The organism is Spiroplasma endosymbiont of Dactylopius coccus (assembly GCF_977110965.1).
Genome location: NZ_OZ373019.1, coordinates 20,131 through 36,057, shown reverse-complemented (window position 1 = coordinate 36,057; position 15,927 = coordinate 20,131). Strand labels below are relative to the sequence as shown.

The window sequence follows — 15,927 nt, the reverse complement described above, 5'->3', positions numbered from 1 at the left end:
ATCATTTGACAACTTATCGATTAAAAATTTATTTTTCAACTATAAAATAACATTTATGATATTAATTTAATCAAAAATAAGTTAAAAAAGATCCTAAACAGGTTCTAAGGAAGGAAAATAAAAAATGGCAGTACCATTCAAACAAAATTTAGATAATACCGAAAAATTAGTAGAAGCACCAGAATTTATAGAATTTTTTAAACAATCAAATAGTCCGTGGGCAAGTTTTTTTCCTATCGAAATGGTTAATTCAACAAGAATTGAATTTATAGTTAAAAAACCAAAAGACCCAAAAGTTAAAGTTCTTCAATGAAATGATAAAAGTAAAAGAATAGATGTTGGATATGCTGATACAGATAAAATTATTAAAGAAATTACAGAAGAAGCCGTTGCTGGCGAAACAATTGCAGCAAAAGATTTATTAGCAGAAAATGGTCAAAATTTATTACAAAGTATGCAATATGAAGTTGCTAATGATTTAGCAGATTATTTAGCTAATAACAATACTAATGTAATTGCAAAATATGCAATTAAATTTATGATTGAAAAATCAACAGAACCAAAAGCACAAGCAATTAAATATGTAGAAGCAATGTTGGGGGCATGAAATACATTATTTCAATATAGAAATATTGCAAATTGTAGATTCTTTATTACTAATTCTCTTTATGATAGTATAGTTTATTTGGCAGATAATAAAGGTTTAATTACTGATAATGAAATTGCACAACAATTAAGATTAAATGGTAATGATTTATATATTAAAGGTGTTTTATGTCAAATTGTAATGGATGACTATATGACTTTTAAAAATGATAAAAATGATGATGAAATTATGTCATTTGTTTTAGCAACACCAAAAGCAATGAAAAGATATATGTTGCAAGATACAATTATTTATGTTCAAGAAGTGGCAGATGGTAAAGTTGGAAGAATGCATTTAGTTGGTGGAGAAGTTACAGGTCAAGCCATACATATAAGCACATTCAATATTATTTAAGGAATTATAAAAATGAAAGAGAAAGCCAATTATGTCAAATTAACAGTAAAACTTAGTAACACTATTGAAACAAAATATTACGAAAAAGGTAATAAAGGATTATATTATAGTGTTCGTGGTCAATGAAATGGATTAAACTATGTTACTTTAATTTTTAACAACCCAAAACTTTATAATCGATGTATTTTATTAAACAAAAAAGATGAAATTATAGTAACTGGTGAAATCTTTAATACTTTAAATATTCCTAAAAATCGTGCATTTTGTTCAATTAACGTTAAATGATTTAAAAAATGAAAAGAGTAAAAATGAATAAATGTAAATATTGTAATAAAAGAATTTGATTAACTAATTATTGATGTATGAATTGTTTAGAAATATTAATTATGAATTTAAATAAAAATAAGGAGAATAAATAATGGGATATTGAACAAAGTATAAATGTGTTTTTTGTGGAGAAATAATGATTGGTGATGAAGAAAATATTGAACATGTAAGAGAACATAGAAAGGGTATTAGATAATGAAAAAAGAAAATAGAGTTAATAAAAGTGTATTACGTAAATATATAACAGATTTAATGTTTAAGTATAAAGATAAAGCAGATTCAATATTAGTTTTACATGAAATATTTTTATGATTAAATGAAAGTTGAGTTGATAATAATGAATAAACCCTTTGATAGTATTATATGTTCACTGGAAATACATAAAGATATACAAAAAAGAACAATTAATGAATATAAAGAAAAATTAATTATTTTTCTTAAAGAACAAATACAAGATGAATTAGATAAAGGTGATGATGGAATACTATATATTGATGCTTTTGAGTTAATTAAAGATTTAGAAAATGGAGACATTTGATAATGAATAAATTAAAATTAAATTCTTTTGAGAAGTGAATAGAAACAAATACCAAATTATATTGAGATGAAAAAGAAGAAACATTTAAAACTAATGATAATAAAAATTAAAAAGAATAATAAATGTGGTTATGGTAGAGTTTATGCCCATAAATGTAATAACTTATGTAAGCAAAAACAAAATAAAAGAGTTAGAAAAGAAAGGTTAAATTATGAATAAAGAAAAAATAATTAATTATCTTGACAATGAATTTATGGAATTACTTAAAGATGATATTAGTGATGAAATTAAAATTAATATTAGTAATTGGAAAATGAAATTAATAATGAAATTACAAGAAAAAATAGAAAATGGAGATTTTGATAATGAATAAAGAAAAATTAATTAAATATTTAAATAAATATTATAAAAATATGGAAACTGATTATGGTTATCATTTTATGGAATTTAAAAATGAACAAGATAAATATACACATTACGGGATATTATTAGCAATTAATACTATAAAAGAAAAAATTGAAAATGGAGACTTTGATAATGAATAAAGAAAAAATAATTGAAAATATGAAAAAAAGAATAGATTTTATTACTGAAAAAATAGAAGACTCAAAAAGTAAATTTGAAATAAATAAACTTTTTAATAGACTTTATGAATTAGAAAAGTGATATGAAGCTATTATAAATGGAGATTTTGATAATGACTAAATTAACAGATTTATTTGGTCAAGATAAAATAGAAATATTTTCACCAAATCCCAAAGATTTAACAGATAGTAATGATATAAAAGCAATTATTTTATGAAAATATCCTAATGTTATTGCTGAATATTTAGTTGTTTCTCAACCACATGCAAATACTGCTATTTTAGTTGGTGACAACATTCATTATACAGGTTGAGTAGAAATATTTATTAAACCAAAAGAAGGAGTAAATGAAAATGCCAAATGACACCAATGTACAATCAAATAATTATACTTTATTGAAATTAATAAGAACTGGAATAAGTCCATTATCAGCAATGATTGGTACAAGTTCTTACTATGGACAGTATTTAAAATATCCAATATTAGGTAGCATTAATGCTTTATTATTTTCTAAAAAATTAGGAATTGATATATGAAATTTAAATCAAATGCCAAGTACTAAAAAGAAAATATTAAATTCAAGTAAAAAAATATTATTAGGTTTAGGAACTATTGGTTTAGTTAATTATGCTAAATTTACAAAAATTAATCCTAATCCTGAACCAGCACCTTGATTAACAACTACTACCACAGAAACACCACCATGACCATTATTATTAACTAATGATAATAAACAACAATTAATGGATTGAGATACATATATTAGTTTAAATACTTATGGTATATCAAATCTAATTGGTGGATTAAGCGAATTAATACCTAATAGATTTGAAGTAATAAGAAAGATATGTAATATGGCAACTGGTGGATGTTTGATTAGTAGTGGTGTAGCAATGGGTATTAATAATGATTTTAATAATGCTTATGCAGTGCCAACAATAGTTGCTGGTGCAAGTGAAATTATTCATAATTTATTACCTATGGAAACTACAAATCATAATCAAGAAATGCAAGAAACATCATTTACAAATGAAACAAGAAGATTAATTAATAGTGATGTTATTAGTAATCATAGTGGAAGTAGTGATGTTTTATATGAAAGACCAACTACATATGATAGTTTATAAAGGAGATGATAACTAATGAATAAAGAAAAAATGATTGAATATTATAACAATGAAATTCAAACATATAAAGAAAGAATGGAACAATTAAATAAAGAAATATCTTTATTGGTAATTATTATAAGTAATTCACAGTCAATGATTGAAAGAATTAATAGTGGTCAATTTGATGAATAATTAAAAATAAATAATTGAAAGGAAAGAATTGAAAATGAAAGAATTTTTACATGAATTAATTATTATTGGAACAAGTGTAGGAACATTAATTTGCAGAGAATTAATTGTTTGATTTAAAAGATTTATTACAACTCCAAAACATATTAGAAGAAATAATAAAGTAATGAAACATCAAAAAAAATTAGCAAAACTTAATAAAAAAATTAATGGTAAAGAAAATAAATAATAAAGGTGTGATTTAAATGTTAGAAAATGAAACTAATATTGAACAAAATACGGAACCTTTAACTGAAGATAATAATTTACAACAAGAAACTAAAATTGTTGAATTAGAAAATAAGTTAAATCAACTTAATCAAGAAATTAAAGAAAAAGAAATGATTAATATATTTAAAAAATATCAAGTTAAAACTGAATTTTATGATTTTTTAAAATTTAAAACTAATAATTTAGAAAATTCAAAAATTGAAGAAACTATTAAAAAAATGATTAAAGAACAACCAGTATTTAAGGAAACAATTAATACGGGTGGTAAACAAGAAACAATATTAACAAATCAACCAAGTTCAATAAAAAGTACTTTATTGGATTATAAAAAGAAAAATAACTTATAACGGAAAGGAATATAAAAAATGGCAATTAATATTCAAAAAAATTTAGATAATACACAAAAATTAGTAGAAGCACCGGAATTTATTGAGTTTTTTAAACAATCAAATAGTCCATGAACAAACTTTTTTCCTATTGAAATAGTAAATTCTACAAAAATTGAATTTATTATTAAAGTTCCAAAAGACCCATCAATTAAAGTAATTGCTTGAAATGATAAAAGTCAAAGAGTAGATGTTACTTATGCACAAACTGATACTATTTCCAAAATAATAGAAAAATTATATGTTGCTGGTGAAACTATCGCAGCTGTTGATTTAAATGCTGAAAATGGACAAAATTTATTAGAAAGTATGCAATATGAAGTGGCTAATGATTTAGCAGATAAACTAGCAACTGATGATACACAAGTAATTAGTGAAAATGCAACCAAAATAGTAATTAATGACATATCACCAATTGGACATATACAAGCAATGTTAACTGCTTGAAATACTTTATTTCAATTAAGAAATAGTGCAAATTGTCGTTTCTTTATTAATAATAATCTTTATGATACTATTGTTTACTTAGCAAATAATAAAGGCTTAATTACTGATAATCAAATTTCTCAACAATTAAGATTAAATGGAAATGATTTATATATAAAAGGTGTTTTATGTCAAATTGTAATGGATGATTATATGACTTTCTGGAATGGCAACACTTTTTAGGACTATTTTTTGGTAGACACTTGTTCTTGATATTTGATAGGAGTTAAGTAGTTTAAAGTGCTGTGGATTCTTATGTTGTTGTATCAATTGATATAATCAAATAATTCTAATTTTAATTGGATTAATGATGTAAAATTTTTATCATTAATAAATTCAGTTTTGAAAGTTTTAAAAGTTGCTTCAGCAACAGCATTATCATAAGGACAACCTTTTTTGCTTAAAGATCGAGTAATATTGAATGCTAATAAAAGATTATTAATAATTTTATTGTTAAATTCATTACCTCGATCACTATGAAATATTTGGATATCTTTTAAACAGCGATTTGATTGCATAAATGCTTGATATACTAGTAATGAATCTTTTTTAACTCCAACACTATGTCCAATAATTTCGCGGTTAAATAGGTCTATTAATAGGCAAATATAGTTTCATTTACCATTAACTTGAACGTAAGTTAAATCACTAACAATAACTTCATTTTTAACCCTATTATTAAAGTTTCTATTAACAAGATTGGTTATTTGACTATTATTGACTTTATTATGATGATTTTTGAATGATAATTTAGTGTATTTTGATATTAAATTATGCTTATTCATAATTTCTTTAATTTTTCTGCGTGATAAATAAATTTCTTGGTTTTCTAAAATTTTTTTTAATCTTCTAGTACCATAAACTTCTTTATTTTCTTTAAAAGCACTAATAACAGCTTCATCATACATATTATTTTTGATTTTATTTTCTTTTTTCTTTAAGTTAAAATAATATGTTGATTTAGATATTTTCAAAAAACGACACATTGTGCGAATTTTATATTTAACTTTATTTTTAGCAATAATTTCTACTTTCTGCCTATTATTAGTGCTGCTTGCTTTAAAATATCATTTTCCATTCTTAATTGTTTTAATTCTTTTCTTAATTTAATTAATTCATTTTCTTCAACAGAACGATTATCTTTAGTTTTAAAACTACCTGAATTAGTAAATTGCTTAATTCAATTATAAGTAGCTGCTCTTGTAACATTGTACTCTTTAGCAAGACAAGACACTGACTTACCGCTTTGATATAAAGCTACTATTTGTTTTTTAAATTCATCTGAATATGAGTTAATATTGGCCATAATTATACTTCCTTTCTTTTCACTAATTTGTTCACTTGTCTACGTAATTAGTGTCCAATAAAGTGTAACCCATCCATTCACTGATAGTACAAAGAAAAAACAAATTATGCCATTTGTTTTAGCAACACCAAGAGCAATGAAAAGATACATGTTGCAACAAACAATAGTATATGTACAAGAAATTGCCGATGGCAAACTTGGTAGAGCATATAAAGTTGGTGGTGAAGTATTAGGTCAATCAATACCTTATATTTCTAAAAAAGAAGAAACATCACGTTGAATGTTATGTGGAATTATTAATAAAACTGATTTAAGTAGTAAAGTAACAACTTTAACAACTAATATTACTGCTGATACTACTAAAAATAATCAATTTTTAGATAAAAAAATTTTAAATACTAATGAAATTAAAACTTTAAATCCTAATCTAACAAATCCAAAAATTAAGTATTTTGGTGAACAACAAGCTACAACTGACATAACTAATGAAAAACAAAAAGCAGGAGATTTATATGTAATAATTACTGCTGATATTAATGATGCATATTATCAAAGTTCAACAAATCCAATTAAAATAACTATTAAATAAGGATAATTATTATGCCAATTGGTACAACTAGTACAGCAATACTTTTAAACATAAATAAACCAAAACATACTAGAACAAGTCAACAACAAGAACATAAAAGTTTTTGATGAGAAATTTTAGAAATGATTGGTGTACAAGTAATTGCAGTAGCACTTGCTCCTTTTACTGGTGGATTAAGTGAAAGTTTTGCACTTGGATTAGGTGCAAGTGATTTAGTTGCTATTATTAGTGCTGTTGGTGTAGAATTTTTAACTGATTTTACTATAAATCAAGTTTATGATTATTTAAAAGGAAATGTAACACCATTAAATACTTTTTTTAATATATTACCAGCATTTGCTGGACTTAATAGAATTAGTCGTGGTTATCGTACAAGTAAATTTATTAGTTTAGCAGAAAAAACTAAAACATTAGAACAAATTGGTATTAAAAAAGCAAAAAATTTACAAGAAATCATTAGTCAAGTAAGTGAAAAACAATTTTTAACAGATAAAATTATTGGTAATAAACGTTATTTATTTAATTACAACCATGTTCCAAATCGCGAAACAATAATACAAAATTTAGTATTTGTTGCTGAAAGACAATATAAAAATAATTTTGCAAAGTTAGAAACACAAGAATTAAAAGATTATTTATTATTACAAAATGAATTAATAAAGTTAAGTCCACAGTTAACTCCAAAATTTAAAATTAAAGATATTGATAAAGCCAATAACTTTTTAAAAAAATATAATACTGATTTAAAAGAAGTATTAAAAATGAATCAACATGATTGATTAAATTTAGTTCATACAATACATGCAGAAAATAGATATGGAAAATCTTTAATTTTAGATTTACAAAAAATTCGTGCTAATGCTATTAAATTTAATTTTAAAAATAGTACTATTCATAAACTTGTTTTAAAAGTTAATAAAACTTTTAAATATTTTGATATTAAATTTTATTTTAAAAAAGGTTTAAATAAATTTTGAAAAGAAACACCATATTTTGAAAAAATACGTGAAAGTATATATAAATTGCAAGAAAAGTTTGAAAAATTAGAAAAACAAGCATTCGAGAAAATTAATAAATTAAAAGAAAAAGCAACTGATGTATTTACAAGCGCAGAAAAGAAAGCAATTAAACATGCACAATTAATTCCATTAAATTCACCGGTATTTATGGCTTGTAAAATTCAACCATTATCATTAGACAAATGTGCAATTACTATTTATCATCGTAATCCTAAATATAAACCAATTGTAGTTATTGACAGTATTATAAAAGTAGAAACTTTTGTTACTCAAATACATCCATTTCATTGATATAGATGATATAGTGGTTGATATATTGGTTATGGGGTTACTCAAAATAAATGATTAAAAACTATTGCTTTTGCACCCCCAGTAGTTCAACAAATAATTAAAGATAGTTTTAAAGTATATAGACAAATATTTAGAACAATAAGAACTTATCATAAAGTAGTTAATATTATTAATAACCCTATTGAAAATATTAATAAATCATTTAAAAGAGTTGGTTTAAAATTTTCAGTAAATACTATATTTGGAACTGGATTATTAAGGCATTTAGAAAAATTTGCATATAAGCAAGTTGTAAAAAAAGGAAAGAAAAAATTACAAAAAGAAATTTTGCATATATCCCATAGAAAAACAAAATCAAAAACTAAACGTTATAAAAAAGCATTTTTTAAGGAATGATAAAATATGATTAATAAACTTTGAACTGGTGTCAGTTTAGAAAATTATAATAATTGATATCCATTAACTGGAAAAATTACAGAAACTCCACAACAATATATAAATACATGACTAAATGTTAATGATTGATTTAAAACTTTTGCTATTCGTGCACAAAATGATATTAATGCTTATCTTGGTTTTATTTTATCTAAATTTCCTTTTGATAGTTTCAAAGATGAATTAATTAAAGAAACATTAAGAGATATGGTATATGTAACCGTTGAACATTGAGTATTTAATCGTACACCAATTGAGTTTAATGTCGATGCTACTATTCAATTTAATAATGGTAGTCAATTTAGTGCAAGTAGTATTCCTACAATTAATGTATGAGATTTAGCACCAAGTAGAATGAAAATATGGGCAAGACTAACAGAATTAAAACAAATATTATCAAATTATAATGATGATGAAATAGATGTTGAAAAAATTGATTTAAAAGCATTTTATACTAGAAATCAAGTTGATGAATTAATTAAAGAACAAAAAGAATTTACATTATCAAAACAAGTAAAATTATATGATGATTTAGTTGATGATAATGAAAAGGAAATATATAGAGGTCCTGTTAGTAAATTTGTTAATAAAGGTTATGTTGCAACTGATTATGATAAAGAAACTGAAACAATGATTTTAGATTGACCTGATGAAATTGGTACATTACCACCCGAAGCATTACAAAATAATCCACAAATTGGTGATTTTACTCATGCACCAACTTGTGATTTTTCGGCTAAACAACAAAAACGAATTACTACTAATGAAAATAATATTAAATTATTAGAAACTAAAGTTGATAATAATATCAAATCAATAGAAAATAAAATTGAGATTAATAAACAAAATATTGATGATATTAAAAATAACTGATTTAATATTGAAACTAGTCCATTATGAAAAGAGATATCTAATGAACTTTCAACTGATAATTTAAATAAAGAAATATTAGTAATATGAGGTTATATTTATGAGAGTGATATGTATAAATATAAATATACTAGAAAATCTATATTTAAATTAAATGAAGAATATGCAATAAAATCATATACTCTATTAGATACTTTTTATTCAGATAAAACTAATAATATTAGATTATATTTAACTTGCAGTAATTATAAAATTCGCGCTACTGCTACACCCGGGACATATTATTCAGGATTTATTTCTAAAATATATCAATATCAAGGAACTGGAACACCAACTGAATTTATAACAGAAGAAAGTACTGAACGTGATTATTATACAAAATTAGAAACTAATAATTTATTAAATAAAAAACAAAATAAATTAATTGCTGGTGAAAATATTAAGATTGATGAAAAAACTAATACTATTAGTGCTACTGGTGGTAAAGCAGATTTATCTGATTATTATAAAAAAGAAGAAGTAGATAAAAAAATAGAAGATACAAAATCACAATTTCCAATTGCTTTTCAAATAAATGCTGTTAGTAAAGAAATTCCTAATTTAGAAACTAAAGATAAAACTATTGCTGGTACTATTAATGAATTAAATAAAAAACAACCAGCACCTAGTCCAATTCCACCAAGTGGTTCAAATTGAAAAGAAGTAGGAACAAAAGTTAATATAAATCATATTAAATATACTTTTAAATCAAATACTAAATATAAAATTTATTATAATTTTGAAAGCCAAACAAGTAGTAAAAAATTTGCTTTTATGTGTAAAGAATTTTTATATGGTGAGTTAAATACTGATATTCAATCTTTGTATTGAGATAAAGTTAATGATAGAATAATAATTTCTTTACAAATGCAAAATGATACAATTGCTATCGTTAGTGACCCTACAAGATTTGGCCAACTTTTAAAATTAGAAGAATTACAGGAATAATATTATGTTTTTTAAAATAATAAAAATTATTTTAGGTTTAATAGGAGTAATTCTATCATCAGCAACAGCGGGTTTAATTATATTTATCATTGTAAAAATAATATTAAAAATTAATCAAATATTTTAAAAAAGGTGGTGAATATTATGTTAGGTAAATTTTTAAGAAGAGATAAAAGTACTAATAATGAAGAAAAAACTAAATTAACTTTTTTAAAAGGTAAAAGTACACATGCTTCTATTTTAAGTTATTTTGGTTTTAATGATTTTAATCATGAAACTTATTTTACTGATTTTGTAGCAGAAAATAATGCTAATTTATATAATGCTCCATTAGATATTAATAATGAAACCATTAAACAATATTTAATTAATCAAGAATTTTATAGAAAAAATTGAAATTCTATTTTTAAGTTAAGTAAATTAGGAATTAGTGGTTATTTAATTTTTATTGCTACTGATGATTTATATTTTCAAGTAGTTGATATACAACAAAGAGTTTATGATATTACTGGTAAATTAATTCAATGTACTATTTTTTATGATAGTTATGAACAAAATGCACAAATTGTAAGATTATTTGAAGTTTATACATTAAATAATGAACAAGTAACTATTAATCGTGCAATTTATAGTGTTAATGATAGTAAAAAACAATTTCCACTAGATTTTAAATCATTCATTAATAACCCTAATTTAGCACAAGAACAAACACTAAATATTAACTATATACCAATAGCAATTATGAGAAATAAAGCAAATGAATTAGCAGATTGTAATAAAGTAATGGATAAAATTAAAGCATTAGATGTTATTTATGAACAAATTGTTTTAGATACCATTTTAAATTCACCTAAATTTATATTTAGTCAAACTTATGGTAATGTTCAATCTTTAATGGAAGATGCAGTAAGAACTTTGGTTACTAAAAACTATATATTTAAAAGTGGTGGAGATAATAATGAACAAAACGAAAATATCAATATGACAAGTAGTAATTTTAAAGGTAAAAATTTAACTGATATATACGACTGAAATGTTAATGAAATATTTAAACGTTGTGGTATTCATATACCAAGTCAAAAGAAGTCAGCACAACAATCAGTTCCCGAAAGTACAGCTGTAAATATTTCAACTATTAATTATATTGAACAAAAATTATGACAATTTAATATTGATATTCTTAAATTTATTCAAATATTAGTACGTTTAGATAAAGATTTATTAAATAGTAAAACATTTAATATTAATGATGAACAAGAAATTAATAATTTAACAGTTAAACTACAATTATTTAATCCCGAAAATAACCAATTAATAGGAGAGAACAATGGAAAACAACAACAAACCACAAACGAAGTTTCCACAGAAACAAACTAAACTTAATCAAGCAGAAGTAGAAAATGATTATTTAATTGATAATATTCCTTATGATTTTACAAATATGATGGGTGCTACTAGTGACCCAAATATTAATAGAGCATATGATGAATTTAAAAAAAGAACAATTTATATTTATGAAATTGAACGTTTATTTAAAAATAATGAAAATAATAGTTTAAAATTTTCAGCAAACACTATTAAAATAGGTTTTATTGATATTGAAAAAGTATTAAAACTACTGCTGTTGAAACATCAGACTTTACTATGCAATTAAATCAAAGAGCAAGTACTAACATTAATGATAATACTATTGAATATAGTATGACTGATATTAAAAATTTAATATTTCAAGAAATAAATTTATTAAATCAATTTAAATTATATGCAGTTTCAATTAATGAACCTTTAAGTGAAAATAATATTGATAATTTATATATCATTAATAATTATTCTCAACCTTATCAAAATCCAAAAACAAGAAGTACTAAAAGCATTACTATTATTAAAATTAAGGATTTTAAAACAAGAGATGGTTATCCAATTATTATTAAATTACAAAAACCATTAGATAAAGATACCAAAGTAACTGGTTTAAAAATTAAAGCCCCTAGAAGCATGATTTTCGGCAATATAAAGGTACTTGGTGAAGTTGACAATATGGAAGTATACCCAAAGTTATTTGTTAAAAATAAGATAGCATTTCCGCTATTATCAATGCCTATTGAAACTCAACCAAAAGTTAGAATATTACAACAATGATTTAGTGAACAAATATTACCTTGAAATTTAGTAAAACAATTTATAGGACAAGAAAAATCAGTTTTAGATTTAATTGCTATTGGTGGTGGAACTGAAACAAGAAAAGAAATTATTAATAATGCAAAAATAACATATGCAAAAATTGGTAAATATGATGGACCAGCACCAGTACCTAAAAAATTAGCTGATTTTGAAATGAAAAAGAATGAACAATATATATTATATAGTCATAGAGAACCAACCCCACCATATCCTAGTAAATATATTGCTATTGAATTATCACAGAACTTTAATGATATTGAAATTGAAATAAATGATAAACCACCAATTGATAGTTTACAAAAGTTATTATTAGATATGCTAACTTATACATATACTTATAATAGAAATTTTGATGGTGCAAGTTTAGACCCAACAAAAAAACCAAATGAATTAGATAAATTGAGAGCAAAATTTGAGGGTCAAAAACCCGAAGAAGTAATTAGTAATTTATTTAAACAATGAAAATTAGATTATCCAAATTATGTAAATTTACCACAAGTACAAATACTTAAAAAAATAATTATTATGTTATCAAATAATATTTATTCTAATATGTCAATCAACAAAGGTTTAAATGATGATGATAAAATTTTATTACCATATTATTTTGAATTAAAATCAAATCCTATTCATAGAAATTCTGATGAAATTTGAGAGTTTAAGGATGCAAAAGTAATTTTAAAATCAGTATATTTTGACTTTACAGATATGAATAGCATTAAACTAAAAAATAACGACATTAGTCAAAATGAATTATTTAAACTAGATGATAATCAATTTAACTGATTATCTATTACAAATGAATTAGAAAGTAATAATATACCATCATTAATTCCTGCTGACTGAACATTAGGTAATGGTGAATATGGCAAATACTTTACAAGAGTAATTATTAATAAAAATAAAATTGAAAATGCTTTAAATTTATATGGTTCAAATAAATCTCAATTATTTTCTAAATTAGAATTTTATAAAGAAATTTAAAAAATTGATAATATTAGTGAATTTGAATTACAAATTGAAAATCCGATTAATAACTTAAATCGAATTGAAATTAGTGGCATATTTGGTACTGGAAATTATGATTTAGTTTTAATAACTGATAAACAAGAAATAAATTTAAATAATATTAATTTATTTGATAAATATAACGAAAATATTTCATATATTAATTTAGAAATTTAATTATCAAAATATCCTTTTGGATAAATTCCATCTCATTTTTTATCATTATCATTAGCTGGTTTAATTGCAAAATATAAATCTATTTTATAATGGTCGCTTCTTTGACTTTCTCAAATAGAAGCCCCCCCCAGTGAGCATTATAATCATGGTCTAAAAAATAAGTCAAATCATTAGTTTTATGATGTGTTATTGAAGCGATTATTAAACCAGTTACTCCGCTTATAGCACCAGTTAGTGCTAATGCTAATGTTATTTTACTTAAATTTGTTTTTATTCATGTTTTCATATTAAATTACTCCTTTTTTCCTTGATTTTACTTATAAATTGTACTATTTTTCATTATTTTTACAAGTATGATTTTAAATGCAAAATAACGCCTAAATTAAAGGCGTTTATTTTGTGATACCTATACTATTAATTATATTGAAATTGTTTATTATATAGCAAATGTGAAGATACTTTTTTTCACACTAGCATTATTTTTACCCCTAATTACATTTTTATATGGATACAAGGCATAAAATAATGCATCATAAGGGTCTTGATACATATTTCTGTCGGGAATGTTAGTTTTCGTCTCATCATAACGTAATTCTTCTAAACATTGAGTAGTTTTTGGTAAATCATCTTTATTAGCATAAAAGTTTCCATAACTCATAATATTTCTCATTCAAACTACTCTATTAGTTAATCCTGCTTCTTGATTTAAATTTGAAGCATGTTTAATTGCAGTTTGTATTATTAAAATAGTATTATGTTCATCTATTAATTTTTGATTTAATCAATCTATTGCTGTTCTTGCTTTATCATCATAAAAATAAATTGCTTGTTCAAAATTTTCAAAATTATCCATTAACCCTAAAATTTCATTAACATAAGCATTAATTTTTTCATTTTCATTAATAAAATCATTCGGTGTAACTACTAATTCACAAATAATATAAGCATCATAATAACCAGTATTATTATATTCTTTAAAAGCAACTACCATAAATACAGTATGGTCTTTTGGTCCCGTAGCTCAATCAATACCAACACTATAAAAATCAAATTTATACATATCTTTTTCTTGATTATAAAATTGTTTTAAATCATATGATTGTCAATATTTTACTACTTTTTGAAATGGAAAAATTGTTGCATCACTATCTAAAAATTCAAAACCATAAAAAACAGTATTATATTCATCTGGATTACTTTTTTTCATTTCTAATAAAGTTTTTTGTTGAATTTCAGGTAATTTATTTCAAAATGGTTGAATAGTAAATCTTAAAACAAATAAACCCAAACCACTAAATATGTCTTTATTTTCATAATAAACTTTGCCAATTTTTTTAAGATTTTTCGTTATTTCATCATTTAATGGTAAAAAGGGTGTACAGTATTTTAAATAAAACGGATGATACTTATCATAAGGATTACATGTAAAAGTAATAAAGAAACTTTTATAAAAATAGCGAGTAGTCTTTTTTCCAAAATTAGGACTATATATATTTTTATCAATAAAAGTTCAACTTCATTCTTTAATAGGTTCTTTTGATACTTTAATACGATTACTTCTAAACATAGAGTTTTGTAAACGTTCATATCAATATGTTAATTGTTTTTCAGTTAATGTTTCCTTTTCTTCTGCCATAATAATTTCATCTGTTCTTGAACCTAAAAAAACTTGAACCACCGGCTTCTTTTCCAAAAATCTTATTACCATTAGCATAACCAATAAAGTCAATTTGTTGATTACTAGGAAAAATAATACACCCACCGTCCTTAGTAATTTTTCATTTAATACCATGTGGATTATTAGGTAATAAATTAATATTATATGTATCTAATAAAACTTGACAAACATTCATTAAAGCACCAATTGTAGTTTCACTATGAGTATTTTCATATCGTCTTACTTCTTGAACACTACTATCACTAAAATTACAACATATAAATAAATCAAATGCTAAGCAGTTTCAAGTTTTTCTTGTTCCACGTGCTGTTGGTATAAAACGATAAAAACAATTAGTAGTAAAATATTCTGCTCATTCATCACCAACAAATTGTTTAAAAATATCTCAACTAAAACCATAATTATTATCACTAAAATTAAGATTATATTTTTTATTTAGTTGTGCATAACTAGTAATAAAATCCATATTTACTCCTTATTAACATATATAAGTTAA

At 23.2% G+C, this 15,927-nt stretch carries 23 protein-coding genes; 19 read left to right on the top strand and 4 right to left on the bottom strand.

Annotation, left to right across the window (positions count from 1 at the left end):
- Positions 1-124 precede the first annotated feature (124 nt).
- From ACXUB0_RS00230 to ACXUB0_RS00170, 13 genes are all read left to right on the top strand, one after another.
- Positions 125-1,000, top strand: coding sequence for a hypothetical protein (locus ACXUB0_RS00230; protein ID WP_458257357.1), 876 nt, complete (start codon positions 125-127; stop codon positions 998-1,000).
- 12 nt (positions 1,001-1,012) lie between these two features.
- A complete protein-coding gene (locus tag ACXUB0_RS00225) occupies positions 1,013-1,306 on the top strand; it encodes a hypothetical protein (RefSeq protein WP_458257356.1) in 294 nt (97 codons plus the stop codon).
- Between the two features lie 216 nt (positions 1,307-1,522).
- A complete protein-coding gene (locus ACXUB0_RS00220) occupies positions 1,523-1,672 on the top strand; it encodes a hypothetical protein (RefSeq protein ID WP_338987125.1) in 150 nt (49 codons plus the stop codon).
- Positions 1,665-1,868: a hypothetical protein gene (locus tag ACXUB0_RS00215; RefSeq protein ID WP_458257355.1), complete on the top strand. Its 204-nt coding sequence runs from the start codon at positions 1,665-1,667 to the stop codon at positions 1,866-1,868. Before ACXUB0_RS00220 ends, ACXUB0_RS00215 begins: the two co-directional genes overlap by 8 nt.
- Positions 1,869-2,076: 208 nt before the next feature.
- Complete coding sequence (locus ACXUB0_RS00210) at positions 2,077-2,238, top strand: hypothetical protein (RefSeq protein WP_458257354.1); 162 nt, start codon at positions 2,077-2,079, stop codon at positions 2,236-2,238.
- Positions 2,231-2,410 carry a hypothetical protein gene (locus ACXUB0_RS00205; RefSeq protein WP_458257353.1) on the top strand — a complete coding sequence of 60 codons (180 nt, stop codon included), beginning with the start codon at positions 2,231-2,233 and terminating at the stop codon, positions 2,408-2,410. Before ACXUB0_RS00210 ends, ACXUB0_RS00205 begins: the two co-directional genes overlap by 8 nt.
- The gene (locus tag ACXUB0_RS00200) at positions 2,403-2,570 is read left to right on the top strand and encodes a hypothetical protein (protein ID WP_458257352.1); all 168 of its coding nucleotides are present in this window, start codon (positions 2,403-2,405) and stop codon (positions 2,568-2,570) included. The genes ACXUB0_RS00205 and ACXUB0_RS00200 overlap by 8 nt, the downstream gene beginning before the upstream one ends.
- Positions 2,563-2,835, top strand: coding sequence for a hypothetical protein (locus ACXUB0_RS00195; protein WP_458257351.1), 273 nt, complete (start codon positions 2,563-2,565; stop codon positions 2,833-2,835). The genes ACXUB0_RS00200 and ACXUB0_RS00195 overlap by 8 nt, the downstream gene beginning before the upstream one ends.
- Entirely contained in the window at positions 2,804-3,577 is a 774-nt protein-coding gene (locus ACXUB0_RS00190) for a hypothetical protein (protein ID WP_458257350.1), read from the top strand. The genes ACXUB0_RS00195 and ACXUB0_RS00190 overlap by 32 nt, the downstream gene beginning before the upstream one ends.
- Positions 3,578-3,592: 15 nt before the next feature.
- Complete coding sequence (locus ACXUB0_RS00185; protein ID WP_458257349.1) at positions 3,593-3,751, top strand: hypothetical protein; 159 nt, start codon at positions 3,593-3,595, stop codon at positions 3,749-3,751.
- Positions 3,752-3,785: 34 nt separating this feature from the next.
- Positions 3,786-3,977, top strand: a complete 192-nt coding sequence (locus ACXUB0_RS00180) for a hypothetical protein (protein WP_458257348.1) — start codon at positions 3,786-3,788, stop codon at positions 3,975-3,977.
- 16 nt (positions 3,978-3,993) lie between these two features.
- Positions 3,994-4,365: a hypothetical protein gene (locus ACXUB0_RS00175; RefSeq protein ID WP_458257347.1), complete on the top strand. Its 372-nt coding sequence runs from the start codon at positions 3,994-3,996 to the stop codon at positions 4,363-4,365.
- Between the two features lie 18 nt (positions 4,366-4,383).
- Entirely contained in the window at positions 4,384-5,073 is a 690-nt protein-coding gene (locus tag ACXUB0_RS00170) for a hypothetical protein (RefSeq protein ID WP_458257346.1), read from the top strand.
- 2 nt (positions 5,074-5,075) lie between these two features.
- On the opposite strand, the gene ACXUB0_RS00165 is transcribed toward ACXUB0_RS00170, so the two are convergent.
- Positions 5,076-6,196 (bottom strand): IS3 family transposase gene (locus ACXUB0_RS00165; RefSeq protein WP_458257345.1). Its coding sequence is split into 2 segments (ribosomal slippage): positions 5,076-5,920 and positions 5,920-6,196, totalling 1,122 coding nucleotides; the frame shifts between segments, so codons are not numbered across the junction.
- 106 nt (positions 6,197-6,302) lie between these two features.
- On the opposite strand from ACXUB0_RS00165, the gene ACXUB0_RS00160 reads away from it, so the two are divergent.
- The 6 genes from ACXUB0_RS00160 (at position 6,303) to ACXUB0_RS00135 (ending at position 13,552) form a co-directional block, all read left to right on the top strand.
- On the top strand, positions 6,303-6,785 hold the full coding sequence (locus ACXUB0_RS00160; protein WP_458257344.1) for a hypothetical protein: 483 nt from the start codon (positions 6,303-6,305) through the stop codon (positions 6,783-6,785).
- A gap of 11 nt (positions 6,786-6,796) precedes the next feature.
- Positions 6,797-8,494, top strand: a complete 1,698-nt coding sequence (locus ACXUB0_RS00155; protein ID WP_458257343.1) for a hypothetical protein — start codon at positions 6,797-6,799, stop codon at positions 8,492-8,494.
- 3 nt (positions 8,495-8,497) lie between these two features.
- On the top strand, positions 8,498-10,387 hold the full coding sequence (locus tag ACXUB0_RS00150) for a hypothetical protein (RefSeq protein WP_458257342.1): 1,890 nt from the start codon (positions 8,498-8,500) through the stop codon (positions 10,385-10,387).
- Positions 10,388-10,531: 144 nt separating this feature from the next.
- Entirely contained in the window at positions 10,532-11,764 is a 1,233-nt protein-coding gene (locus ACXUB0_RS00145; RefSeq protein ID WP_458257341.1) for a hypothetical protein, read from the top strand.
- Positions 11,715-12,041 (top strand): hypothetical protein, encoded by a 327-nt coding sequence (locus ACXUB0_RS00140; RefSeq protein WP_458257340.1) that lies wholly within the window; start codon positions 11,715-11,717, stop codon positions 12,039-12,041. The genes ACXUB0_RS00145 and ACXUB0_RS00140 overlap by 50 nt, the downstream gene beginning before the upstream one ends.
- Positions 12,032-13,552 (top strand): hypothetical protein, encoded by a 1,521-nt coding sequence (locus tag ACXUB0_RS00135; protein WP_458257339.1) that lies wholly within the window; start codon positions 12,032-12,034, stop codon positions 13,550-13,552. Before ACXUB0_RS00140 ends, ACXUB0_RS00135 begins: the two co-directional genes overlap by 10 nt.
- Positions 13,553-13,832: 280 nt before the next feature.
- On the opposite strand, the gene ACXUB0_RS00130 is transcribed toward ACXUB0_RS00135, so the two are convergent.
- The 3 genes from ACXUB0_RS00130 to ACXUB0_RS00120 form a co-directional block, all read right to left on the bottom strand.
- On the bottom strand, positions 13,833-14,039 hold the full coding sequence (locus tag ACXUB0_RS00130; RefSeq protein ID WP_458257338.1) for a hypothetical protein: 207 nt from the start codon (positions 14,037-14,039) through the stop codon (positions 13,833-13,835).
- A 150-nt stretch (positions 14,040-14,189) separates the two neighbouring features.
- Positions 14,190-15,389 (bottom strand): hypothetical protein, encoded by a 1,200-nt coding sequence (locus ACXUB0_RS00125; RefSeq protein WP_458257337.1) that lies wholly within the window; start codon positions 15,387-15,389, stop codon positions 14,190-14,192.
- Positions 15,313-15,897 (bottom strand): hypothetical protein, encoded by a 585-nt coding sequence (locus tag ACXUB0_RS00120; RefSeq protein ID WP_458257336.1) that lies wholly within the window; start codon positions 15,895-15,897, stop codon positions 15,313-15,315. Before ACXUB0_RS00120 ends, ACXUB0_RS00125 begins: the two co-directional genes overlap by 77 nt.
- Positions 15,898-15,927 lie beyond the last annotated feature (30 nt).